Source organism: Nocardia sp. NPDC005825, from assembly GCF_040630175.1.
GTDB lineage: Bacteria > Actinomycetota > Actinomycetes > Mycobacteriales > Mycobacteriaceae > Nocardia.
The window spans coordinates 96,200-119,562 of sequence record NZ_JBEXXC010000005.1; the positions used below are offsets into that span (position 1 = coordinate 96,200).

23 protein-coding genes are annotated in these 23,363 nt (G+C 64.8%); 6 read left to right on the top strand and 17 right to left on the bottom strand.

Features of this window, described 5'->3' with window-relative positions; translation table 11 throughout:
• Positions 1 to 75 precede the first annotated feature (75 nt).
• The 11 genes from ABZ382_RS15665 to ABZ382_RS15715 form a co-directional block, all read right to left on the bottom strand.
• Positions 76 to 408 carry a hypothetical protein gene (locus ABZ382_RS15665; RefSeq protein WP_357088983.1) on the bottom strand — a complete coding sequence of 111 codons (333 nt, stop codon included), beginning with the start codon at positions 406 to 408 and terminating at the stop codon, positions 76 to 78.
• Positions 409 to 455: 47 nt separating this feature from the next.
• Positions 456 to 758, bottom strand: a complete 303-nt coding sequence (locus tag ABZ382_RS15670; RefSeq protein ID WP_357088986.1) for a WXG100 family type VII secretion target — start codon at positions 756 to 758, stop codon at positions 456 to 458.
• A gap of 93 nt (positions 759 to 851) precedes the next feature.
• Positions 852 to 1,640 (bottom strand): ESX secretion-associated protein EspG, encoded by a 789-nt coding sequence (locus tag ABZ382_RS15675; protein WP_357088989.1) that lies wholly within the window; start codon positions 1,638 to 1,640, stop codon positions 852 to 854.
• A complete protein-coding gene (locus ABZ382_RS15680) occupies positions 1,637 to 2,665 on the bottom strand; it encodes a PPE domain-containing protein (RefSeq protein WP_357088991.1) in 1,029 nt (342 codons plus the stop codon). The genes ABZ382_RS15675 and ABZ382_RS15680 overlap by 4 nt, the downstream gene beginning before the upstream one ends.
• A gap of 16 nt (positions 2,666 to 2,681) precedes the next feature.
• The gene (locus tag ABZ382_RS15685) at positions 2,682 to 2,996 is read right to left on the bottom strand and encodes a PE family protein (protein ID WP_357088993.1); all 315 of its coding nucleotides are present in this window, start codon (positions 2,994 to 2,996) and stop codon (positions 2,682 to 2,684) included.
• A 33-nt stretch (positions 2,997 to 3,029) separates the two neighbouring features.
• The gene (locus tag ABZ382_RS15690; protein ID WP_357088996.1) at positions 3,030 to 4,367 is read right to left on the bottom strand and encodes a hypothetical protein; all 1,338 of its coding nucleotides are present in this window, start codon (positions 4,365 to 4,367) and stop codon (positions 3,030 to 3,032) included.
• On the bottom strand, positions 4,364 to 4,678 hold the full coding sequence (locus ABZ382_RS15695) for a hypothetical protein (protein ID WP_357088998.1): 315 nt from the start codon (positions 4,676 to 4,678) through the stop codon (positions 4,364 to 4,366). Before ABZ382_RS15695 ends, ABZ382_RS15690 begins: the two co-directional genes overlap by 4 nt.
• Before the next feature lie 108 nt (positions 4,679 to 4,786).
• Positions 4,787 to 5,074, bottom strand: coding sequence for a YbaB/EbfC family nucleoid-associated protein (locus tag ABZ382_RS15700; protein ID WP_357088999.1), 288 nt, complete (start codon positions 5,072 to 5,074; stop codon positions 4,787 to 4,789).
• 23 nt (positions 5,075 to 5,097) lie between these two features.
• Complete coding sequence (locus ABZ382_RS15705; RefSeq protein ID WP_357089002.1) at positions 5,098 to 5,463, bottom strand: hypothetical protein; 366 nt, start codon at positions 5,461 to 5,463, stop codon at positions 5,098 to 5,100.
• A gap of 84 nt (positions 5,464 to 5,547) precedes the next feature.
• A complete protein-coding gene (locus tag ABZ382_RS15710; RefSeq protein ID WP_357089004.1) occupies positions 5,548 to 6,321 on the bottom strand; it encodes an ESX secretion-associated protein EspG in 774 nt (257 codons plus the stop codon).
• A complete protein-coding gene (locus ABZ382_RS15715; protein WP_357089007.1) occupies positions 6,318 to 8,186 on the bottom strand; it encodes a hypothetical protein in 1,869 nt (622 codons plus the stop codon). The genes ABZ382_RS15710 and ABZ382_RS15715 overlap by 4 nt, the downstream gene beginning before the upstream one ends.
• A gap of 158 nt (positions 8,187 to 8,344) precedes the next feature.
• Here ABZ382_RS15715 and ABZ382_RS15720 point away from each other — a divergent pair, with 158 nt between their 5' ends.
• Entirely contained in the window at positions 8,345 to 9,049 is a 705-nt protein-coding gene (locus ABZ382_RS15720; protein ID WP_357089010.1) for a hypothetical protein, read from the top strand.
• A gap of 12 nt (positions 9,050 to 9,061) precedes the next feature.
• Here ABZ382_RS15720 and ABZ382_RS15725 read toward each other — a convergent pair whose 3' ends face one another.
• From ABZ382_RS15725 to ABZ382_RS15750, 6 genes are all read right to left on the bottom strand, one after another.
• Positions 9,062 to 9,445, bottom strand: a complete 384-nt coding sequence (locus ABZ382_RS15725) for a hypothetical protein (protein ID WP_357089012.1) — start codon at positions 9,443 to 9,445, stop codon at positions 9,062 to 9,064.
• Positions 9,446 to 9,506: 61 nt separating this feature from the next.
• Complete coding sequence (locus ABZ382_RS15730; RefSeq protein WP_357089013.1) at positions 9,507 to 9,860, bottom strand: DUF397 domain-containing protein; 354 nt, start codon at positions 9,858 to 9,860, stop codon at positions 9,507 to 9,509.
• 12 nt (positions 9,861 to 9,872) lie between these two features.
• Positions 9,873 to 10,292 carry a DUF5753 domain-containing protein gene (locus ABZ382_RS15735; RefSeq protein WP_357089015.1) on the bottom strand — a complete coding sequence of 140 codons (420 nt, stop codon included), beginning with the start codon at positions 10,290 to 10,292 and terminating at the stop codon, positions 9,873 to 9,875.
• A 22-nt stretch (positions 10,293 to 10,314) separates the two neighbouring features.
• On the bottom strand, positions 10,315 to 10,719 hold the full coding sequence (locus ABZ382_RS15740) for a helix-turn-helix transcriptional regulator (protein WP_357089018.1): 405 nt from the start codon (positions 10,717 to 10,719) through the stop codon (positions 10,315 to 10,317).
• 88 nt (positions 10,720 to 10,807) lie between these two features.
• Complete coding sequence (locus ABZ382_RS15745; protein WP_357089020.1) at positions 10,808 to 11,641, bottom strand: hypothetical protein; 834 nt, start codon at positions 11,639 to 11,641, stop codon at positions 10,808 to 10,810.
• Between the two features lie 94 nt (positions 11,642 to 11,735).
• Positions 11,736 to 18,623, bottom strand: a complete 6,888-nt coding sequence (locus tag ABZ382_RS15750) for an alpha/beta hydrolase (RefSeq protein WP_357089022.1) — start codon at positions 18,621 to 18,623, stop codon at positions 11,736 to 11,738.
• 267 nt (positions 18,624 to 18,890) lie between these two features.
• Between ABZ382_RS15750 and ABZ382_RS15755 the strand changes: the two genes are divergently transcribed.
• The 5 genes from ABZ382_RS15755 to ABZ382_RS15775 all read left to right on the top strand — a co-directional run bounded on the left by ABZ382_RS15755 (position 18,891) and on the right by ABZ382_RS15775 (position 23,260).
• On the top strand, positions 18,891 to 19,745 hold the full coding sequence (locus ABZ382_RS15755; protein ID WP_357089024.1) for a hypothetical protein: 855 nt from the start codon (positions 18,891 to 18,893) through the stop codon (positions 19,743 to 19,745).
• Positions 19,746 to 19,847: 102 nt separating this feature from the next.
• Positions 19,848 to 21,389: a hypothetical protein gene (locus ABZ382_RS15760; protein ID WP_357089026.1), complete on the top strand. Its 1,542-nt coding sequence runs from the start codon at positions 19,848 to 19,850 to the stop codon at positions 21,387 to 21,389.
• Positions 21,390 to 21,462: 73 nt separating this feature from the next.
• A complete protein-coding gene (locus ABZ382_RS15765) occupies positions 21,463 to 21,783 on the top strand; it encodes a hypothetical protein (protein WP_357089028.1) in 321 nt (106 codons plus the stop codon).
• A gap of 2 nt (positions 21,784 to 21,785) precedes the next feature.
• Complete coding sequence (locus tag ABZ382_RS15770; protein ID WP_357089031.1) at positions 21,786 to 22,286, top strand: YbaB/EbfC family nucleoid-associated protein; 501 nt, start codon at positions 21,786 to 21,788, stop codon at positions 22,284 to 22,286.
• Positions 22,283 to 23,260 carry a nucleoside hydrolase gene (locus ABZ382_RS15775; protein WP_357089034.1) on the top strand — a complete coding sequence of 326 codons (978 nt, stop codon included), beginning with the start codon at positions 22,283 to 22,285 and terminating at the stop codon, positions 23,258 to 23,260. Before ABZ382_RS15770 ends, ABZ382_RS15775 begins: the two co-directional genes overlap by 4 nt.
• The last annotated feature ends 103 nt before the right edge of the window (positions 23,261 to 23,363 follow it).

Here is a 23,363-nt window from a genome sequence, read left to right on the forward strand (position 1 = left end):
ACTGGCCGTCAGCCGACGACAGCGCACCCTCCGGAGCGGAGGAGTGCGCTGTCGTGAGCGACACCGACGCCTTCGCTAGGCGAAGGACTGGCCGACCTTGGAGTCGGCGAGCAGGGCGTTGTGGAGAGCGTTCTCGACCGCAGTAGCCACAGCGTCCAGAGTCGACAGGCACTTGTGCGCGTACGCAGCGTCCCACGAGGACTTCGCGGTGGCGACGAATTCCAGGGCGCCGTTCTCGGCACCACTGTTCGGGTCCGTCCACGCGGTCTTCAGACGCTCGTAGGCCTGGCCGAAGTCGCTGCTGGTGTCGACCGCGCTCGAACCGTCACCGGCAATCGCGACGAGGTCGCGGTGGTACTGCCGAAGAGTCTCCACGAGGTGGGTCATCTGATTCTTGTCGTAAAGCATTGTTCGTTCCTTTGCGAGTATTGAAAGATCGAGTGGGCGGGGCGCGACTACCCGAGGTTCGTGAGAGCCTTCGAGAACTCGTCCTGGTTGGTGATGTCAACGTTGGCGAACACGTCGGTACCCGCGCCGACCTTCTTCTCGAAGTCATCCAGCGCACGGTTCAGAGCCTGAGCCTCGTCGTCCCACGCCACCGCAGCGGACTGGAAGGAGTTGGCCGCGTCACCGGCGAAGCCGCTCTTCGAGCTGTCGACCGTGTCGGTGATCTTGCGCAGCACGTCCTTGATCGACGCGACAACGTCGGCCATGTGCGACTGCGCGGCCTTCGCGAGTTCCGCTTCGTTTGCAACCATCGTCTGTACCTTGCCTTTTCTTCGGAAATGGATAGGCGATGCGCTGCGGCATCACCGGTTCGGGGCGTCAGCTGCGAGCAAGTCACGGGTGACTCACGACAGCCACCTCCCCCCGGGCAGCGAGTCGATCAGAGCCGAGATCGACTGCGCGATACGGTGATCACTGCCCGGTGTCAGCGTGGACCAGAGTTGCTGGTCCGGGGCGACGCCCGGTGCGGCCACGATGCGGCCTCGTGCGGTGTCGTAGACCGCGACGGCTCCGGGCGATCGGTCGGTGACGCCGTCGGCGTAGGCGTAGGCCACGATTTCGGCGTAGGAGTGGGTGGCGGAGAGGGCGAGACCGTAGGCGTTGGCGTCGGTGTCGGGGACGCCGAGGGTGTAGACGGTGCTCGCGTAGTCTTCGGAAGTTGTTGCGGTGTCGAGGCGTTCGGCCAGGTCGGCGGATTCGGCGCTGAAGGCGGCGAGATCGGCGGGCGGGCAGGGGCCGAGGGCGTCGAGGAGGGGGCGGGCCAGGGAGTCGCCGGAGCCGTCGGACCATAGGGGGTGTAGGTCGAGGGTGTCGCCGCGGCGGATGGCGACGGCGTGGCTGTCGGCGCGGCGGGCGATGCAGACCCGTAGTTGGCCGTCTGCGGTGTGGACCCGCATGGCTAGCTCGCGGTCCGGTTGGGCGAGGGTGAAAAGTGTTGTAGCGGTGTCGGTGTCGACGTCTCCGTGGGCGTCGACGATGCGGCGGGCGCGTAGGTCGGCGCGGGCCTGTTCTTGGGCGTCCTGCCAGTCCCGGTGGGTCTCCTGGCGTGGCCCGACGGATAGGACGAGCGGCAAGGTCTGCACACCTAGGTGGCCGGCTAGCGCGATGAGTCCGTCGTTGGTGAGGATGGTCATGTGGCCGACCCCTGACTACTGCCGGATTCCACTGTGCTGGACGCCTTTTCGGATCCACTGCCCGCATTGAAGGCGATGTCGACGGGTGCGCGCTGGGCGGCGGGGTCGAGGCCACCGAGGACGGCGGGCGCGACCTGCATGCCGGAGGTGAGGCCCAGTTCGTTGTCGCTGGTGGGCGCGCCGACGAGCCCGGCCCGCGGCGTGTGCTCCTCATCGCTGGACTGGCCGGTGCCCCCCATGGGAGCAGGGGCCATGGTGGTCCCGCTCTGCTGCACCGTAACCGGTTGCGTCACAACGCGTTGCGTGGTGGTTTCCTTGGCCTCGACGGTGGTGGCGCGCACCTGAGTCAGCGGCATGGGCGGCAAGTTGAGCGAGCCGAGGTTGATGTTCGGCATCGACGGTGTGGGAACCGCGGGCGCTTCCGCCTCGACCGGCGCGACCGGTTTTTCGGCAGGCGTCAGCCCGGCGGTGACCTGCGGCGGCGCCTGGTGTTCCCACGGCTTGGCCAGCGATTCGGTGGCGGCCTCATAGGTCCGCATGACCCGCGCCGCCTGCGCCTTGGCGGCGTCGGCGTCCATATCGGTCTTGGCAAGTCCGCCCAGTAGCGGCATTCCGCCCGCAAGGCCGAGCTGCTGCATCAGCTGCTGCAGATCCTTGAGCTTCTCGACCTCGTCGACGTCGGGCATGGTCAGTTTCGCGAGTTCGTAGGCTGCCGCGTGTGTTTCGGCCTGCACCGCATTGCCGGCGGCCGCGGAGGCGGAGGCCCCCATCCAGTCACGCAGCGCTTTGATGCGTTCGATGAAGGGCCCGCTGTGCTTGGATTCCCAAGCACTGTCGAGGATTACGAGAATTCTCTCGTACTCCACGGCGGCGGCGGCGAAACCCGCGCTCAGTCGAGTCCACGCGAGTCCGGCTTCGGCGGCGGGGATCGCCCCGGCGCCCGTCACCAGTTCGCGCGCCAGCTCTTCGGGCGGCTTGGATTCCCAAACCGTCTCGGTGAAGCCGGGTTTCGTCGGTTCCAGCATCGAGGAGGGTCTCCGCTCAGCCGGCGAAGCCGAGGACGGACTGCTCCTCGACCTTGCCGAAGGCGTCGAACTGGCTGCGCAGCGTCGAGGCGAGGTTACGCAGTTCGGTGACGCCGTCGCCGCCGGAGGCCACGAAGGACGCGGCGACCGTGTTGAGGGTCTGCGCGGCGCGCTGCGACACCTCGTCGGAGCCGGCGGGCGCGAAGTCCAGCTTCGCCTGTTCCACACCGAGCCCGTTGGCGATGCGGTCGGCGAGCGCGTCCAGCTGGGCCGCGGCGTCGCGGGCGGTCGAGGCGTCGAAGCGCAGACCGTCGAATGCGTTGATGCTCATGCCAATCCTCCTGTGTCCCCTGGCAATTCGAAATCAGAGTGTGAGGGCCTTGTCCGGCGGCTCCTCGATGGCCTCGATGGCGCCGACGACCGGCAGCACCACGCCTTCGATGACGCCGACCACTTCGTCGCCGTGCGCACCGGTGACCAGGCCCGAGCGGTCCGAGGTGGATTCCTCGTCGGCGGCGCCCGCGCGTCCGGCGGCGCCGGCGCCCGTCATGCCCGGCGAACTGGTCGAGGTGGTGCGGCCATTCGCTTCGGTGGTGGTCTTCGGTATTCCGGCGCCGGTGTTGCTGACCTCGCCGGTGGGAACCCGGTTGGCGCCCAGCGTGGTCGAGGGCGTCGTGGTGGTGGGCACGCCGCCGCCGAAGATGGTGCCGAGCGGGCTGCCGCCGCCACCGTCGGTCTTGGTGCCGTCCGGGTTCTCGGTCTTCTTGGCCTCGTCGGTCTTGGTGGTGGTCGTCGAGGGCGTCGTGGTGGTGGTCTTGTTGGTGTTGTTGTTCGTATTGGTGTTGTTGTTGCTGGTCAGCGCGGAGCTGAGATCGCTGACGCCGCTGGACAGCACCGTCGCGCCCTTCTCGACCACCTTCTCGGCGACCGTCGGCGCGACACTGGAGATGGGCTGCAGCGCGGTGCCGACCATGTTCACCAGGTTCGAGATATTGGACGCGACGGGCGCGCCCGCGATCATGATCTTCGTGCCGGCCTCGAGGATCTCGGCGGTGCTGCCCGCGAGCTGCACCTTGGTCTTGGCCGCGATGGCCAGGCCCGCGTTGATGGTCTCGGTCGCGGTGGCGATCAGCCATGGGATCCCGGCGGGGGTGGCGATCAGCGCGGTCGCCGCGGTCACCTGGGCGATGAATTGCGCGATGAGAGCGGACATTTCAGCGTAGCCCTCGGCGACGATGGCTTCGGCGGAGAGCAGGATGCCATGCTGCTGCGCGCCCTGCGCGGCCACCGTACCGCTCTGCGCTTCGACCTCATTGCTCTTGAGCTGAGCGGCGGTCGCCGCGTCCCCGCTGAAGGTGTTCATCAGCGTGCTGGTCGCCGACTTGCTTTGCGAGGTAGCCGAAGTCAGCGCACTGACCAGCGACGTGATGATGGTCGCCGGGTTGAAGCTGCTGTTGCTCAGGCTCCCGGTGCCGAACGACTGCAGCAGGCTGGTGACCGGCTGGATCAACGCCGTGGGGTCGATGGTCGGCAGCGTGGGTAGCTGCAGCCCCGACAGATCCGGCAGGCTGATTTGCGGGATCTGCGGCAGCTGCGGCAATCCCATGGTGCTCAACACATCCGTGACCGGTGTATCGAGGTAAGGACCGATCGGGCTGCTGCGCAGCCCGTCCAGCACGGTCGGATTCGACGGACTCGTCACAGCATCGTCGATAGGAAGCTCGCCGCCGAGGTCACCTCATTGGTGCCGTAGGTGCCGACCGCCGTGTACGCCGCCGTCGCCGTATTCGCGTGCACTGCGGCGATCTCCGCCGACGACATCAGGAAGTTCCCCTGCGCGACCGCGAAGGCCGCCAGGAATTCCTGACCGATCAGACCGAAAACCGGAACCGCCTGCGCCATCGCGGCGCCCACGTCCGCGGCCGCCGCCCCCGCGACCTGCGCGGCGATTCCCGCCTTCTCGGTGCCGTACGCCAGGATCGGCGGAAATTCCGCCGCCACGTGATCAGCCATCAGTGTCCCTCCCAGTACCCTTGATCTTGCTCAGACTACAAGCACGAAATTTCTTGTGCCAGACCGCAAGATGCAAACTCTGGCTCAAAGTTCTGTTAACAGACCGGCCTACTCGGCCATCTCCTCATTGAACCGATCGACGATCTCGGCCCGCCGTTCGAACGCCCGCCGCGCCGCCTGCGCCGCCGTCGTCACCACGGCCTGCTCGAACTCCGAAGGCGTCATTCGCGATACGGCACTACTGAACTGCAGGTCCTTGAGCGCCCCGTTCCCGTCGACCTCCGCGGTCACGGCACCGTCCTCGGACGTCTCCCGCCCGCGCACGGCCGCCATCTGATCCGCCAAGTCCTGAAACCGATACAGCTGCCGCCGCACCTGCTCCTGCAACTCATCCATCGACGAAACCACGAGCCCCCCTCTCACACCGTCCTGAGCCAACTCTGCGGCTCAGTATCGTAGTCCTGCTCCTCGACAATCTCCTGCCGAGCCACATCCGCCTCGGTAGGCAGCCCCGCCCGAGCCAGCCCCGCCGCATCAACCCCGGCCTCCTCCAACTGCTTCCGCAGCGCGAGCCCGGCCCGATTGGCAGCCTTCTGACAAAGCCGCAACACTTCCCCCGCCAACTGCCCCGGATCCCGATGCAACTCAGCCGATTCAACCTTCACGGCCAACGGCAGACCTTGATTGGTAGTCCGCACCCGAATCGACCCGGTCGTATTGGCAACCACCAGCGAGGCCCAATCCCCCTCACCAGCACCAGAACTGACCGCCCCCACCTCAGTCACGGCGAACTCCCTCCCAGTTAGCTTTGCGTATGAGTACCATAGGCCAGTCCGGCCAGACAAGAACATTTCGGTTTCAGCGATCGATCAGCCGCGCTCGTCCTTGATCACCTGGACCACAGCCGCGACGTAGCTATTGATGACCGAGATGAATCTGGCCTTGTCCACAGCGAGTGCCCGCTCCGGATTGTCGACGATGGCATAGCGGCCGTCGTCCACAAGATCCCGGAACTGCACCTGGTGGCGGGTGATCCCACGCGGCCCGAATACCGAACTCCCCTGGACGATGTGGATTTCACCGGCGTTCGAGGCTGGGGCCTCGAGGAATTCACGGGCTCTGGATACCGCAGTGTCCGGCGCCGCAGCAATGGCCGACCGGCCGAAGTCGTGATCGATGTTCTGCTCGTCGGTGACCAGCCCGATGTCTCCCCGCCCGCCCCGGTCACCGGTGGGCATTGCCTCGACAACAGCATCGGCAAGTCGCAGCGGATCACATTCGGCCACCGTATAGCCACCCCGACGCCAATATGTTGCGCCCGGCAGTTGGCTGATCACATAGCCTTTCGGGCCCTTGCGGGCCGCATGGACGCGCACCATCAAGTCGGTTCCCCACCGATCCTGGTCGTCCCACCCGTATCCGGTCAGGAAGAGATCCGGATTCGTCAGTGCGTCGAATACCGTCGAGAAGTCACCACCGAGCTTGTGGCTCAGACTTTCTCGCGCCTCCCGCATTTCCAGGTCGAACTCGTCCGCAGTCCTCGTCGCCGACGTGAACATGAAGGGCTCGGGCGGCTCCACACCTACCCGATCCATCCAGAGCACATAGAACTCGGCCTCTGTGAACCGCCATTGCACCGTCATTTCTCGGCCACCGGGGTGACCGCTGCCGGCGCCTCACCCAGGACTGCCTCGAGATTGTCCAGGTTGGTGAGGAACTGCGGACGCTTGTGTTCCTTACCCTGCCCCTGCGCACCTGCCGCCCCCATCGGCGAACCACCCATCCCGCCGGACGACCCGGTGGACGAGGACGAAGTCGTCGCGGCGAGTCCCGCGCGCGATGTCGTGGCCACTTCCTTATCCGTCTCGGTCGTAGATGTCGGATTGGCGGAACGCGGAGCCAGCTGGGTCTTAGGCGTCTGGGGCGAGCCTGTGCCGGTAGGCGTGCCCGACGGGCTGCCTCCGGTCGGAGATCCGGACGGAGTGTTGGTGTTCGGTAGCAGGCCCAGATTCTGCAACTGTTGCGTCAGCTGATTCTGCAGGTCCTCGGTCGGCTTTGTGGTCTGGGTCGTCTGTGCGGTCTGCAGACCGGTCTGAATCGCCGACGCGACCTTCTCCACCCCTTGTTCCACCGCTGTGATCCCGGCCTGCAACACCGTGCTCGCCTGCGTGATCAGTGTTTGCAGGGTGGTATCGGTGGTAGTGGTCGGGTTCTTGTCCGTCGGCGTGGTGGGCGTGGTCGGAGTCGTCGGTTGGGTGGGGCTGTTGTCCAGGTTCGGCACCTGTGTCTGCGGAGTGCCGCTAGGGTCCCCGGTCGGATTGCCGCTGGGGTTTCCAGACGGATTCGGGTTCGGTCCCGGTTGCACCTGCTGCGGCTGGACGGTGATGGCGTCGTTGGGGTTCTTCAGCATGGGTACGGCGGCGCTGGAATCCTTGACGCCTTCGACATACCAGTTGTCCCAGGCCTGCCGCATCTTCGTCATCGCCTCGTCGACATCACGCTTCGAAATGTGCGTGGTGACAGCTCCGCCGCGGGTGGCGGTGGTTACCGTGGTCTGGGAAATGCTGTGGTAGGGCAGGAAGTTCTGCAGCTTCTTCAACCAGCCCTGCGCGAAAGCCAGGTTCAGGGCCATCAGATCCATGCCGTCGGTGAGGGTTTTCACGCTCTTGAGGTAGTTCGTTATCCCTTGCTGCGCCAGCTTTGCTCCGTCTGAAGCCCAAACCTCGTTCATCTTCGACGTATCGCCTTGATAGCCGGTCAGATACTTGTCGTTGGCGGTCTGGAAGGTGGTCATCTGGGCCTTCAGGTACGCGCTCGCCGTGTTCCACGACTGTGCGTAAGCCTCGAGCTTCCCGAGAACTCCTGAATCGTTGATGTATTGCCAATGATTGTGGAAGTCGTCCCATTCGTATTGGGCGCCGGGCTCCCCGGTGATTCCCTTCGGATCCAGCTCCACCCCGCTGGCTTTCCCCGAGAGCGCCGATTGCTTGTCAGTCCCTGCCAGCAGATTGCCGTAGTCATCCGAAGAAGTACCGGACCACGTGTACTTGTTCCCTCGACCCGATTGACCCCATCCCGGCATGCTGACCGAATCGACGTGCACCGGCGAGACAGCCAACCCCGGCTGCCCCGGCTTCGGCACCATCGACTCGAACTTCACGCGGGCGTCATCACCGGAAAAGGCCGTGGCCGAGGCTTGATCGGTGTCAACGTACAACCGCGCCGCGCCCACGAAAGACTCGCCGATCTTGGTGAGCACCTCCTGATGTTCCTTCAGGGTCGTCTCGACCAGCTTCTTCGCGGCCTCGTTGAACTTCTTCGCAAGCTCGTCACCCGAATGCCGCTGATTCAGCGCGCCCAGATCGGCCTGTGGGGCTTTGCCGATGGCGGCATTCACTGACGCGAGCATCGCCGCGGCCTGATCTGCCATCGTCTGCGCGGCTTCACGGTTGAACAGGACGCCCTTCTTGCTCTCGCCATTGAGTCCGGTGAAGTCGTCGTCGGCCATCGCTCTCCCCTCCCAGGTGGACGTGATCGCAGCCTAACCGGTTGCGTGGAGCCCGATCCAGCCGAGCCGTTCACCAGCGACGTGGGTAGGCTGCCTGCGCAGGTTCGATATTCGACTGCGGGGGCAATCGTGATCCGCGGTAGTGCTGAGGGGGATTCATGGCCATTGCCATTGTCATCGGAGTGATCGTCGTCGTCGCGCTGGTGGCGCTGAATATCTCCGGCAACGCCCGCGACCGGGAAAGACAAGAGGCAATGGCGGCCGCGATGGGCGGCGCCGTCGACTGGCCCTCGCCCCAGTGGCGTGAGCAGCACGCGGGAATCGGGCTGTGCCCATATCCGTCGAAGGCCAAGTACAAAGCTCCCATCCACGGCCAGGCGGCCGGCGCTCCGTACACCACCTTTCTGGTCGAACACGAGACCATGTTCCAGAACATGATCACCACCTGGCGCCACACCGCCGTCGTCATCGAAGGCGTCGACCGCTCCGTGGACAGGCTGGACCTGCTCTCCACCCAAGGCGAGTGGCTCCTCGAGTTCAACAAGAAGTCGGTCGAACACCGCCGATTCTCCAGCGGCAATGAAGAATTCGACCGCTGGTACCTCGGCCTGACCCCCAACCACCCCGACCAGGCCCGCCAACTCCTGACCCGCCCGGTCATGGCCGCGGCCTACTCCATCGTCCAGATCGCCCCCACCGCCCGAATCCGGGTCAACGAGGGAGCGGTTATCTGCTGGATCCGAGGCGTCCACGATCGAGACTCTGCCGCGTACCTCGAAGTCATGCGACTGACCTTCGAGTTCGCAACCGCAATCAATCAGGCTGCAGCACAGCTCAATACAGACAATCAACAGCGCGGATGAAGCAGCACACGGCTATCCCGTGGTGATGACGCGAACGGCCACGTCCTTGGCCTCCGCACTGACCTCACCGAGCTCGTAGTCGCGAGTGATGATGTGGCGCACCAACTCCGGATCCGGCGGCAGAGCATGCTTACGGAGGTAGTGGGACACCGCGCCGGCCCAGATCCAGACACCGTCGGTCCGGAAGGTCAGCGGCACATCGCGATCGGATGGTGCGAATTCGTCCACCTCGAAGCTGCGTGCGGCCAGAACGATCGGCGCGGAGTTGAGGTAGGCGAGGATGCGGTCGCGCAGATCTGCGGGCAGCGGCTCCCTGACCGCGATCGGACGCCCGCTGTCGTCGCGACCGTCATAGACGCGCGCGAGCCGTGGTAGCTCGTCGAATTCAGCACTCACGTATGAAACCTCCGCCCCAGAGTATGACCATCAGCATTGCACAGGCCGCGGGAGCGAAGCCCTACGAGGCGATGAACTCGCCGTTCACAATCCCCTTCCCGAATGCGCCCCACTCGGCGGCCGTGAACGCCAACTCGGTTCCATCCCCGTCCCTCAAGGTCACGCCGCCGTCAGAGCCGATCTCGACAGTCAGTCCCATACCGACTTCACCCGCGCTTCCGCGTAGGACGAAGTCGAGCACATCGCCCCATAGACAGTCCGGCACGGTGATGATCGGTCGGCATTCCGGCGATCCGGAGTACTTGCTGTCACGAATCCGCACTACCCCGGGTGCGATGGCGACCTCGACGCATTGCCCCCCGTTACTTCCGCTGTAGCTGGACTTGCGCCACCTGACAGGACTGACCGGGGCCATCGGCCGACTCCCTCATTTCAACCCGGCCGCCCGACTCCTGATCAGTTCGGCGGATTCACTTTTCGACAACGCCGCCGCAAGGAGCTGCTCGGCCAGCATCTCGTACACTGCGACCCCATCGTAATCCTGCAGGTAGAGCGCACCGGTCGGGTACTCGATATAGCCGACGGTCTGCGCCTCGGCGAACTGCAGCAGCGTGAACTCGGTGACGTTCCCGGCATGGGCATACTTCCTGGTCGGCAGGATGCGAATGTCGATGTGGTCGTACTTCATCAGCCGGGAAAGATGCTCGAGTTGCTCACGCATCGTTTCCGCAGTGCCGACCACCCGATCGAGGACCGCTTCCTCGATGACGGAACTCAAGCTCATCGGATGAGGCCCGGTCAGCCGCTGTCGGGCCATTCTGGCGCGCACAATCTGCGGCACGTCCACTGACGCGACCAGTGGGCTGCCCTCATGCAGAGCGGTGGCGTAGGCGCTGGTTTTGCAGTTGTCCAGTGAATGTGACTGTCTGATAGATGAATTGGCTCCGAGCGAGGCCTTCCAGACCCACAAATGTCTCGAACCAGTTCGGCAATACCTCGGAAAACGGTGCCCACCAAGTCTTCTGATCGGCCTGGCCGGCCAGCGACGCGAGCCGGTCGACCTGGGCCACATCAGCGCCGGACAGCCTCAGCAATGCGGTCACGTCATCCGGCTGCTGCAGATACTTCCCGGATTCCATCGCGACGATCTTCGGCTGACTGCACCCGATCGCCTTCGCGGCCTCGCCCTGCTTCACCCGTGCGTGCTCGCGCGCGACCCGCAACTCGTACCCGATCAGAAACCGCAAAGCCGATGGATCGGAACGTTCGCCCATCTTCCTTCCCTTCGTATGCACAACGAATGAGCTTGCCGATCAACATCATTCAGCTGAACCTGTTTAACTCAGTGCGGCCCTGGAAGGCTCAATCAGCACGATGATCATTCAGCCAATTCGGCAGCTCGTAGTCGAACCCTTCGGCGCGACGTAACTCTTCGTCGAATGCTCCCGCCGGAGGATTCGAACTCCATTGCGGTTCCTCAGAACCAAACGTCTGAAAATCCTCTTCGCCGCTGTACCAGAGTTCAACTCGCGCCGTGTACCAAATCGCTGGTCGACCACGGGAAGCCGCGCGCAATTCGCTGAACCGCTCACTGACCTCGACCGGCGGAGACCAGGGCGTCATTTGGCCGGAGATATCTTGCACCAAAGCTGACGCCTCGAAGTATCCCCCAACCTCATTGAACTTGACCTGCGCATATTTCCAACCCTGAGGGAGCGCCAAGCGCAGCTGCAGCGATGCAGCCTTTGTTCGTGCCACAATTTCCGGGAGCGTACCGGGAGAAACGTCCGGGAGTGGATAATTCGGATTGATCTTATTCTCGAGCCAACGCGGGATCTCCTCAGCCGACCGAGGATACAGTTGCAGATCTTCCAAGTACTTCTCCGCCGGAATCGATGGCTGCCACATCGGATCGACGGTGAAATTGAATGTAGCTTTGTAGTTTTCCGGCGGGTCGACCTGAATCCGCAGCGAAAACCACGTCCCCAGGTCATCCTCGAAACGGAGATCTCTCAAATCAGGGAAGGCCCGAAGTATCTCCTGCGGAATCTCCCGGAGCTGCACAGATCCATCCCGATTGAACGCCGAGTACTTGATGTCTTGCAGGTCCGCCGCCATTGCGACCTGCAGTTCGACCCGAGCACAGTCGTCATCAACACTGTCCAGCAGCCTTCCCGCGACCCAATCCATGATCATGTCGGCCCGAGCTTCACGCTCTCGCCGAGCAGACCGCGGCTGACCCAGCCGGTCGTGTGGGTGCGTTTGAGACATACGGACAACTCCTGGGCATCTAATAGTTGATGTGGCTTCTGAAATGCAGAACAGGCTTATGGGTTATCGGGTCGATACGCTGTTCCATCCAATGAATGTAATCGGGAGTCAATCCCTTTGTCGGCAGGGATGGATACACCTGGACACGGTCGATTTCAATCCCGGAATCGTGGGCACCCTTTCGATCCATCTCCGAACGTCTCCAACTGTCGTTATAGGTGCTGAGCGGATCGGTGCTTGTCTTCAGGATATTGTTTTCGCGGTACAACTGCGCAACGAGACCAATCGCTTCGTTTACCGATCCACTGGCGTGGTCCTGCGTGTGGCCGCCGCGATACGGCTCCGGGTACTCGGCCTGACCTCTCCAACCGACCCTCCTCTGGACCTCACCATCTCGGTTCGGATGCGCCGACGAACTATAGTCGGGCTTGAAGGATACCGCAGCATTACCTACATCGTCCGTATGGAAGAGGCGGTCATCTACACGGTACCGCGTGTTAGGAAGCGGCAACCCGTCCGGAACACTTCCGTCCGAAAAGTCATGATTGTGAGGCCGCATCGTATCGCGATTTCCCAGCTCAGGATTTTGATCTGTCCACGTATCGATATGAGTAAACTGCGACTTCCCGCCTGGCGTGCGCTCGGGAGACGTGTAGAAAGTCCCGTGCCACTTCTCTGACCCGTCCGGGTTTCTGCTGTAAACCTCATAACGGCAGTCTGGATCCAAATCATTTCGATAGCTGAAGGGATGAGCATCCGGATCCCAGTCGTGGATCTCCCGGTAGTTCTCCCCGCTCGGCGGATCATATTTGACTCCGCTAGGTTCATCGAAACTGTTCAAATCAACAATGGGTTCACAGTTTTCATCAGTTCGAAATGTAAATTCTGTCGGATGCCCTGTTTCGACCTTGTAGTTCACATCAGGCAACGGATGACTTGCGTCCGGGTTGGCCACCGGTCGATCCGAGTACCCAGTACGCGTATTGTCCGTATATGCGTGGATATCCGTAATCACAGCCCTGTCATCGGTATAAACGTACGTACGACGCCCCTCCGAATCAGTAACTGTGTACTTGGTATTCGGCGACAGCTCGGGATTCTGGTCAGGCGGCCGGTGAGGGTCGTAGAACGGCTCTCCTGGCTCCACGACACGATTTTCCGTGTGGGAGTAAGCAGGTTCAACCCACTCGACATCTCTGTTCCCAGGCCGCTCGCGCTCGCCTGGAAGGGCTGCACGGTCCCTGGCATCCTCGGGATTGAGGTTGTGCTTGTCCTCATCACGGGTGCCCGGGACGAAACCGTCGTCAGTGACCTTGGTTTTGGTGCCGTCGGGGTGGATGAGCTCCCAATCGCCGTCGGGTGGGATGCGTGGGCGGCGCGTGCCCTCGGGGGTGATTTCGGCGGTGGAGGAGTAGACACGGCCGTCGTGGTCGGTCCAGGCTGGTTTGGTTGGGGCCAGGACGTCACGTCCGGTGGCCTTGGCCAGGCGGGCGGCGGCCTCGGTGGAGGCGGCGTCGCAGCCGACCAGGCGGATGGGGCGGCCGTCGTAGCCGAGTTCTCGGAGGCGGGTGGCCAGCTGCTCCATGGTGTATTCGCGACCGTCCAGGAGGACGGTGCCACGCTCGGTCAGGTGCGCGTCGATCGTGAAGTAGCGAGGGTCCTCGGGGACCTGGCGGGCCAGTTCGCGCATTTCGGGCTCGTCGTGGAGCGAGAGGCCGGCGGGGGTTCGCTCCGCGAAATGGGAAAGCGGATCTTCTGTGGGGGTGCGGTCCGGGGCTCCGTGGTCCGAATCCTGGTGTGAGTCGGGTTCGTTCTGGCGGTGGTCGGATTCGGTTGGGCGGTTCTGTGATTCGGTCGGGTGGGTTGCGGGCTCGGTCTCGTGAGGGGTGGGTTCAGGAGCGTGCGGCGCGGTGGGTTCGGTTGCCTTGGGGAGCAACGTCTCGTGGTGTTGCTCGAAGTACCGGGCGAGCGCGGGATCGTATTCCTTGAGGAGGCGCCAGGGAGTCACGCTCTCGCGTGGGTCCATGAGGCCCACTCGGTCCAGGATCTCGACGAATTTTTCACGGAGCGCGGGTAGTTCGGCGGTGCGCGTCGGCTCGTAATGGGCCTTCGCGATTTCGCCGGCGGCGGCCCTCATTTCCTCGAAACGGGAGGCCAGGTGGGGCGTCAGTGTCGACGGACGCTCCAGGGTCGGGTCGAAATGAGTACTGGGCGAGCGTTGTTCGGGTTCGGTGGCTCGGGTGGGAGCCGCGGAATCTTCTCCTGTTAGGTGTTCTCGCCCTGTTCCCGGTTGATCCGGGCGATCTCCGACTCGCCCCATGCCTGCCAGATCTTGATCTGGTCCTCGGTGGCCGGGCGGCGTCCCTTCGCGTCCTTCTCGCGCAGTATCGCCAAGTCGCGGTCGCGCTTCGCCCGGAGTTCCGGGTCCTCGATCTCGTCCCGCATCGTGGGGCCCAGCACCTTCCGCGCTATGCGTTCCATTTCCTCCGGGCTGATGGGCATCGGGGGTCCTTCCTATATCGGTGAGACGGACTACGTACTTACCGCCGATGAGGTCACGGCTTTCGACCTGGAATCGGGTGCCTGGCGGGAAGACAACCTCTTCTTGGGAGAGACTGGCCCAGGAGATGTCCTTCCCGGTGTGGGAATCGATGATCAGCTCGACATTGCCGCCTGGCATTGAGCTGTCTTTGTCCGCCGAGGCGAATCCGGGGTCGACCGGTGGCTCTTTGCCCGGAGAGTAGGCCTCGAGAAACCTCTCCAAAGCGACCGGATCATCGATGTAGAGCGAGCGATAGACGGTCCCCTCATGATCCGGCAGCTTGTTGTATGCCGAGACCAGGGTGCGGATCTCGACGTCGTGGTCGGCCAGCGCGATTGGATTGCCGTTGCGGGTACCTTCGTTGACCGGCTCGTTGAGGTTGAACCCCTGGTTACGACGGATCGCATCCAGTTCGGAATCGGTGAGCCGGGAGATCTCGGGATGGTTCGCGGTCTCGAAGTCGCGGATGGTTTGGACCTCGCCGTGGCTGATCCTGTTCTTCGCGGCGTATTCGTGTGAGGCCGTGGGGTCTTGGTAGCGCGGGTTCGCGTAGTACGGCTTGTCCTCGACCGGCAGCTTCGGGCGCGCGGGCTCGGTGCCGTCGGGACCATGGGCTGGGTTCGCGTGTTCGGGTCCAGTGGGATGCGAATCCGGTTGGCCGATACGAGCTTCCGGGCGCTGGCCGACCGGATTCTCCCGCGGGACAGATTCGAGCGGGCGCACCGGGTTGCCGTGCGAGTCGAAGACGATCGCGTGGGTGGATTTGACGTTGGTGTGGTCCGGCGGGAACGGGTGTGGCCCGCCGGGGACGGCGTTGTCGTGGACTACGAGGCGGCCGCCGTCGTTGGTGACGGTGTAGGCGTGGGCGCCGACGCCGTTGACGTCTGTGGGGCCGTGGAATTCGTCGACGACGAGCGCGGTTGCGCCGTCGCCTAGGCGGTGGAGTTGGTCGGCTACGGAGCCCAGGGTTTCGTGGCGGTCGAGGTGGGCGCCGGCCGCGTGCTCGAGTTCCGCGGCGGTCATGCCGTGGTCGGCGATCGTCGGGTCGTCGGGGACGTGGATGTTGGGGTTGCCGGTCAGTTCTTGGACCTGGCGCAGCGCCTGAGGGCCGCAGTCGTTGGTTTCGGTGTGGGTGCGTTCGGGGGCGACCGGAGATGGGTCCAGGGTGCGGTTGGAGTGGACCAGGTCGTCGTAGCCGTAGGGGTGTTCGCCCTGGTGGCTTTCGGTTTCGGGGGCGCGGAACCGGGCCGGGTCGTGGGGGCTGGAGCCCAGGGTGCGTTGCCTGGGGTTGAGGTCTTCGTGGCCGGGGCGCGAGTACTCCGGTAAGAGGTGCGGGGTTTGGCCGGACGCGATCCGGGAGAAGTTGTGCAGGGATTCGCTCGGGACGGAGCGTCCCTCATCCATGTGGTTGTAGTAGCCCGTGTGCGTCGAGATATCGCTCAACGTGTGGACGCCGCCAGGGAATTGGGCGGCGATCCGGCGTGCGCCGAAAGCTTCGATAGCGGGGTCCATACCCAGACCCATGCCGAGTTTCGGTGCGACACGACCGATTTCGCCGAGGGTGTTCGCGCCGATCCAGGTCACCGGATCGCGAGAGGAGCTGGCGACGAAGACATTGTGCGCGCCGATGCCGAAGTCCGCGGCATGGCCGACCGGACCGGCTCCGGGCGAGCCGAGCAGCGTGATCGTGGAGATGTCGCCGTGCAGGCGGCCGCCCGCGCCCGCGAAGCTGGTGGTCGTGGAACCGTAGCTGTGACCGAACAGGTGCACATCCGGGGTGGGGTGACCGCCGGGTAGTTCCGCGCCCAGCCGGCGAGTTTGGCTGAAGGAGGCCACATCTCGGGCCAGTAGCTCGCCGCCCCGTTGCGCCAGGCGGGCGTCGGTCATCTCGCGGACGATCTTCGGGAATCCGCTGGGAGCGTCATAGCCGATCCACGCGATGGAGGCGACCATGTCGGGTTCCTGGGTGCGCTGCGTCGTCTCCCACATGTGGTTGAAGGCGTTCTTCAGATTGCCTTCGAGACTGCGCACCGTGGTCGTGATGCCGGGCACGTGGAAGGACACCGACGACGCCTTGGACGTGTCGCCGAAGGCCACGACCGCCCGGCCCTCGCCGTTGAATTCCTTCGAGTCGTAGGACAACACGTGCACCGGCGGTTCTTCGCCGCCGAACTTGTCGGCGTACTTCGCCGCGAGATCGTGTGCTTCCTCCAGTGCCTTGCGTGTGGATTCGAGGTTCTTCCACTGCCGGAAGTTCTCCGGATCGGTGAACCTACTCGTCCACTTCTCGATGCGCGGATTCTGCTCGTGCAGAGCGTTCAGGTCCCGGGCGATGGCCAGTCGGTTGGCCTCGTCCTTCACATGCGGGGGCAGACCGTCGGCATTACCGACCTCGTGTGGATGGGCCTTGATCATCGCGTGCTGCTGCTCGGGCGTCAGGCCGTGCCACCACTCGTGATTCTCGGTCGCCCGGTTGTGCGCGCCCGCGATATCCGTTTCCGGCGGGTGCAGTAGATGCTCGGGCGAGCCGTCGGGGTGTAGTTGTTGAAGCGCTTCGCGCGCGTGCGCGTGCTCGGCCTCGGAGATCGGCGAATCCTCGGGCAGCACAGGACGTTCCGCGGTGGGGTCGCCGGCATGACGAGCGCTCTGCTCGCCGACGGGATGATCGCCGGACCTCGGCGAATCGGGGTCGCTGGTGCGCCGTGGGCCATGCTGTTCCGGCGACCCCGCAGGGTGCTCGGGTCGTGCACCGATACGGGATTCGGGCCCAGTACCCGCACCGACGAGTTCGCGGCTCTCGGGGCGCGCGGTGGACTCGACCGCGCGGGCTGGTTCCGCGAGATCCGCACGACCGGCTGGTACTTCCAGGCCGGTAGCCCGGGCCGTCATCGGCGTTGGCTGGCTCCCCACGTCACGGATCGCCGCGGGAGTTGCTCGCGGTTCGGCGGGTGGAGTGTGAGTGCCCAGAGCGTCGGCGCGGCCGGGAGCCGGTGTTTCCGCGCGCGGCGCCACCGTGGTCTCCGGTCGGGAAACCACCGGTGTCTCTGTCCGGGGAGCGGCTGCGGGAACTTGCTTGGGTTCGCCCGACGCCGGTGTATGCGCCGGGTTGGAGTTCTGTGGAGTCTCGACCGGACGAGCGTCGACAACCGGACCGTGTTGGACCGGAACCTGCGCGACCGGATCCGCCTTCGGTACTCCAGCGAGGGAATCCTTGGGTGCCCCGGCATCGGTGGGGCGAGGCTGCGGATCCGCGGGCCTGCCCTGCGGATGCTCACCCGGAGTCGTTCCACCCGTGGGCTTCTCATGAGAAGGAGCCGCCTCGTGCGGTGAATTCCCGGTGAGTGCAACGTCTTTGGCAGCAGAGGGATGCACTTGCTTGTCCGTGACTGCCAGCGGCGAGCCATCGGCCTTCGGACTGGTGACTCCGAGCTTGTCCGGGCTGCCCTTCCAGGGCGACTTTCCCTCATGAGCCACGCCGGGCAAGGTGCCGCCCGCGATGCCGGCGGTCACGACCCGCGGATCGAAATGCCAGTTGTGCGTGACACCGCCACTCACGGCCCAGCCCGCGAGCCCGGCCACCCCGCCGGCGATTCCGCCGCCCAGGAAATTGGCGGCCTTCTCCGCGGTGATCTGCTTGATCGGCGCCTTGGCAATCGGGTTGACCAGTGCTTTCGGAAGCCACTTACCGATAGGAGCCGCAACGAGTCCACCGGCCGCCCCACCACCGGCCGAGAGCAGCAACTGCTGTGTATTGATTTCGCTCCGCCGACCGAATTCATGCTGATACGCCTGAATTCCGCCGTCCTGCAGCGCGCCCAGCGCACCGCCGATGATCGTCTGCCGCAAGGCGAAGCGCATGAGCGAGATCTCGGTCGCCTTGAGCCCCTCCTTGCCGAGGAAATTGATGGCCCGTCGGGTCAGGATGCGCACCGCGATGCGCCCGATGCCGATCGCCGCGCCCTCCGCCATCGGCGCGGTCGGCGGGAACAGCCAGGCCGCCGCGATATCGGCGGCCAGGGTGATCAGCGTCGTATAGAACATGAGCTTCGTGTATTCGAGCTCGGTTCCGGTGTTGTCCGCGGTGCCCGCGATGGTCTCGAACCATTCGGCGAGCTTGTCGATCGACTGGTCGCCGACGCGCATGGTGCGCAATTGCTCGATGATCTTGTCGCCGCCGTCGCCGGTCGGATACGCCTTGCGTACCGCCGCGATGGCGTCATCGATGTCGGAGTCGATCGAGCGCAGATCCTTGGCGCTGGACTTCCAGTCGTCGGCGATTCCCCACATGGAATCCTCGTTGCCGTCCGGCCATTTCATGCCGACCAGCCACCCGAGCGTCCCCGCGAGCGGCGGCTCCCAGATCATCGCCGACCACCTGCGACGAGAATCACTCGCCCGGTAGTGGTTTCAACCCGACACCCCCGTGACGCCACGACCGCCCCCGAATACGCGCTGACCTGCTCTGCTGATGCGCTGTCCGGCAGCGCCTTTCACGCCGTGACAGCTCACGATCTCGCGCCACGCTGCCACAGAACGCGCCGAGGATCAACTGGGGCGGCGCCCCGCCGCTATTGATCGGCTATGGTCGGCGGCAAGATTGCGGGGCCGGACCGACGCGGAAGGGATGTCGCCGTGCGAACACTGTGGTTCATTCCTCAGGGCGTGCGCCGGATCGGTCCCGAGGAGTACACGGGTTATCGGGGCGGGGTCGCCTCGACGCTGACGCCGATCAGCAAACGCCAGGCCGCCGCGGTGATCGCGCAGGGCGGGCATCGCGCCCGGGAGCTGGTCTCGCTGCTCGAGGGTCTGGGGTTCGAGCCCGAACTCGACGGGTCGGAGACCTGGGAGAAGGCCAGTCTCGTCGGGGAGGGATTCAACCGCGTCGACAAGGGCTTCAACGGGCGGATTCACCAGATCAGCGCCCGATTCTCCGGCCCGCCGACCGAATTCGACGACCTGGTACGGCGATTCGCGGCCATGCCGTCGACCGTGGTGACACGGGCCCGGGAGGATTCGTCGGCCAAGACCCGCGACCTGGAGGTATTGCTCGATGACCGATACGGGCACAGCGCCCGCATCGACGTGCAGCAGCGCATCGACTCCGGGTTGATCTCGGCGCGGTTGCAGGTGACCAGCCGCGCCTTCTTCTACCGCTGGGACAAGCGCGACGCGGTGTGGAGCATTATGGCGCGCGGGCGCGGCGAGAACCTGGAAGAACAGCAGGCCCGGGAGATCGAACGCCTCGGCTTCCGGCGGCGTCGCCCCTGGCCGGTCCATGACGCTCCCCCGGGCGGCCTGCTGGAATCGGAGGCCGACGACCGGATCCGGCTGTACCTGATCGGCGCGGGCGTCGACACCGACGCCATGTCCTTCGCGCCGCAGCGCACGGAGGACGGTTGGGACGTCGCCATCACCGGCGGGCCGACCACGGCATTGGAAGCGCTGCACATCACCGACGACGGTCACATCGGTCCCCGCGAACACTGAGCGAACCTCGGCCGAGGCCGACACGAGCACCTCGAATGTGTAAGGTCGCACAGGTATCCGACCGGGTGGAACGTGCGGCGGTCGAGGAGGGGAGCTCGAGACGTGGACAGGCCTCAGGCGGGGAATCCGGACGACGAATTCATGCGGTCGTTCATGGCCGGATTCGAGCAGGCGAATCAGGAATCCGACATCGGGTTCAGCGTCGTGTCACACCCCGGATCGGAAGCCGTTCCCGACGAGGGCCGGATCGTCGAGCAAGCGCGGGAATTGACCCACCGCATCGCCCGTGAACTCGCGGCCGCGGCGCCGGAAGGATGGGAACGCGTCGACGCCACCTTCGCGTGGACCGTCACCGCCAAGTCCTGGAGCGTGGTGTACTCCGCCGGGGACCAGGCGTTTCGAGCCGAGCCGCCGGAGACCGTCCTGCTGCTCGTACAGGAACAGCGCGAGATCGCGGCCGCGATGAGCGAAGGCCCGTGGTGGCGAATGCGAATCAGCCTCAACACCGCGGGCCAGGTGCAGACCGACTACGACTACGGCGACGAGCCGTTCCCGGACGATCAGCTCTTTCCGGCCGAGGCGTACCTGGCGGACCTGCGGGAGTATCCCCGCAAACGACTACCCGTCTGGCTGGCGGCGTATGTGAGTCACGGCGAGCGGCTGCTGCGATCGCCGCGGGTCGCTGCCCAGCAGGCACGATCAGACCGTGCCAAGGAGATCCGCGGGCAGGCGACGACCGAAGTCTTCCCACCGCTGCCGGTGATGTGGTCCAACTGGACCGCCCTCGCGGCGGTGTTCGTCGCCCTCGACGCTCCGCACGGTCCGCGGATGCTGCCCGCACTGGCCTGGTTCGAAGGCCCGAACCGCAGCGGGAGCACGCTGTACACGCTGCCCGGCGATCGGGCCGTCATCTCGGGCGGGGTGCTCAACGCGCCCGAGCTCGATGCCGTCTACAACGATGGCGCTCCCCTGCCGAATCTGTATGCGGGCGCACCGGATTGGGTCACCGACGCGGTGCTGAATCCGCGCGCGGCCACCGGGCAGCTGACCTTCTGCTATTGGTGGGAGGACGGGCAGTGGTTCCGCGGCGAATCTCCGCTCGGCCCGGGGGTGGCTGCCGCGGTGCCCGGGATCTGGACGACCGGCGCGACCATCGACACGATCCTGCAGGTCATGACCTCGGCCGGCAAGACGATCACCGAAGCCACGAAATCCGCTGTCGCGAACCTGGTTTCGGCGGCCCAGGCCGGTGTCGTGACCTACGAGACGGTGGCCGCGGTCTTCGATCCCGCCGAGCACGACGTGGATTCGGCGCTGAACCAGTTCACGCTGGCAGGCCTGCGGACCTTCGTCACCGCGCCGCCGCTGAGCCGGATCGACGCCATCGAACAGGTCCGTCGATTCATCCTCGCGCGCGGAACCGATACCAGCGGATACCCCCTCGACCAGCTGACCGCCGAGCGAATCGACAACGGCTGGATGGTTTTCGTGCCCACCCGGCCCGGGGAGATCATGATCGGACGCGCCATCTACTACATGGCCGACGACGGGGTGATCGAGGCATCGTCGTCCTCGGTGCCGCCGAACGTGTACATCGCGGGCTTCGCGCAGCGTTTCCAGGAGCGGATGCGGCAGCGCGGCTGAATATCGCGGTGGTATCGATGCCGATGCCCAATTAGTGTCGGCGCCAGTGTTGTACGGGGAGGAGTAGTACCAGATGACGGACAAAGTCGAGGTCGATCCGGAGCTGTTGCGGCAGGCGGCCGTCAAGACCGACCACGTCAACAAGCGACTACGCACCGTGGTGGACAGCCTCATGGCTTCCCTCGGCGGCAAGGGCGAACCGTGGGGCAACGACACCTACGGTGAGCAATTCGCGGGCGCCGAGAACGGCTCCGGCTACAAAGCGGCCCGCAAGACGCTGAAGGAGCTCTCCGAGACCCTGGCCAAGAACGCCGGAGACAACTCCGACGGCCAGACCAAGTCCGGCAAGCAGCTCGGCGGCACCGACGAGAACAGCGCCGGCGCGTTCAAGTAACCATGGCGAACGAGAGCGCGAAAGCCGAACTGGCGTCGATGATCGACGAGTTCCAGCAGCAAATGCGGGTCCTCGGCGACATGCAGCAGCAGCGTGCCCAACTCATGGCCACCGGCTACGCCCTGCAGAAGCAGGTCACCGTAGTCGTGAACGCCGACGGCACCGTCATCGAAACCCGCCTGGACCCCGAACTCGAAGACCTCCCACTCCCCGAGCTCGCCAAAGCCATCACCGAGGCCGCCCAAGCCGCGGCCACCGAATTGGCCCGCAAAAGCTCCGAACTCCTGAGCCCGATCCAAGAGCGCCGCGGCCGCATGCCCAAGATGTCCGACCTCATCGAAGGCATGCCCGACCTCACCGAACGCATCCCCGAACCCATCCCCGCCTCCACCGCTCCCCCGAACTCCCCCGACCGGCATCTCAACGAACCAGCCATGACCTTCACCGACGTCGAAGAACTCGACGACATCACCCCGGGCCGAATCCGCGCCGAGGACTGGTGAACGACCACCCGGAGTTGGCTCCGAATCGGATTCGCGATGCGTTGGTCGATCAGGCCAGAAGCGTCGGACTACACGATAGGGCCGACGCCCTGTCTGACTTGCCGGACATGCTTCCACCGCTGTCGACCATGCCGATGATTGTCGATTCGGATATCGGAGGCGACCCGGATGATGCCATCGCCGTAGCCGTCGCGGCGGGGCGACCGGAGTTGGCTCTCGTCATCACCAGCGATGAACACGGTGGGAGGCGTGCACGGCTCGCGCGATATCTGCTGGATCTGCTGGGTCGCTCCGAGGTACCGGTAGTCGCGGGCATCGACCTGGGGAATGAGAAGTACTGGGCCGCAGAAGGCCTCGTCCCACACGGTGTGCCGAGTCAGAGCAAAGACGTTCTCACTGGCGTCCGGAAGGTCATGGCGGCGACCGACGGCAAGGTGCGATGGCTCGGCATCGGACCACTGTCGAACCTCTCGACCGTGGTCACCGAGATTCCTGATGTCACTGGACGACTCATCGTCACGCAGATGGGCGGTGGTCTGAACTACCGGCATACCGATCGAGCCGAGCACAACATTCGACTCGATGTGGCCGCAGCGCGGAGCGTATTGCACGCCGGGTTGCGAACGTGGATCGTGCCCTCGGAGGTCACGTTCCACCCCGCCAATGAAATCACCTCCGGCTCACCCGAATACGGATTGCTTGCCGAGTCCGGCCCTGCGGGCCAACTGATCCGTTCACACTTGGATCAGTGGTTCGCGAACTTCTACCCGGGCACCATGCAGCACGACGCGATGGCTCTCGCCCAGGCCGTGGGCCGCTCCTTCCTTCGGACCAGTCGTCTCGGCGTGGAACTCGATGAGATCGGAAGAATGATCCCCGGCGAATGCCAGGTCTCCCTTACCCGTTCCGCCGACTACACGGTCTTCCGATCCTGGCTGCTGCAATGTCTGGCCGAAGTCCTGGCCCGCAGCTGACCACCACTTGCCGGGAGACTGACAGGCTCCGTACGAAACGCACATCGGGCCGGATCTGCGCAGATGGCTGGTGGCCGATACCATTTGCGACGCGAATCAGGCA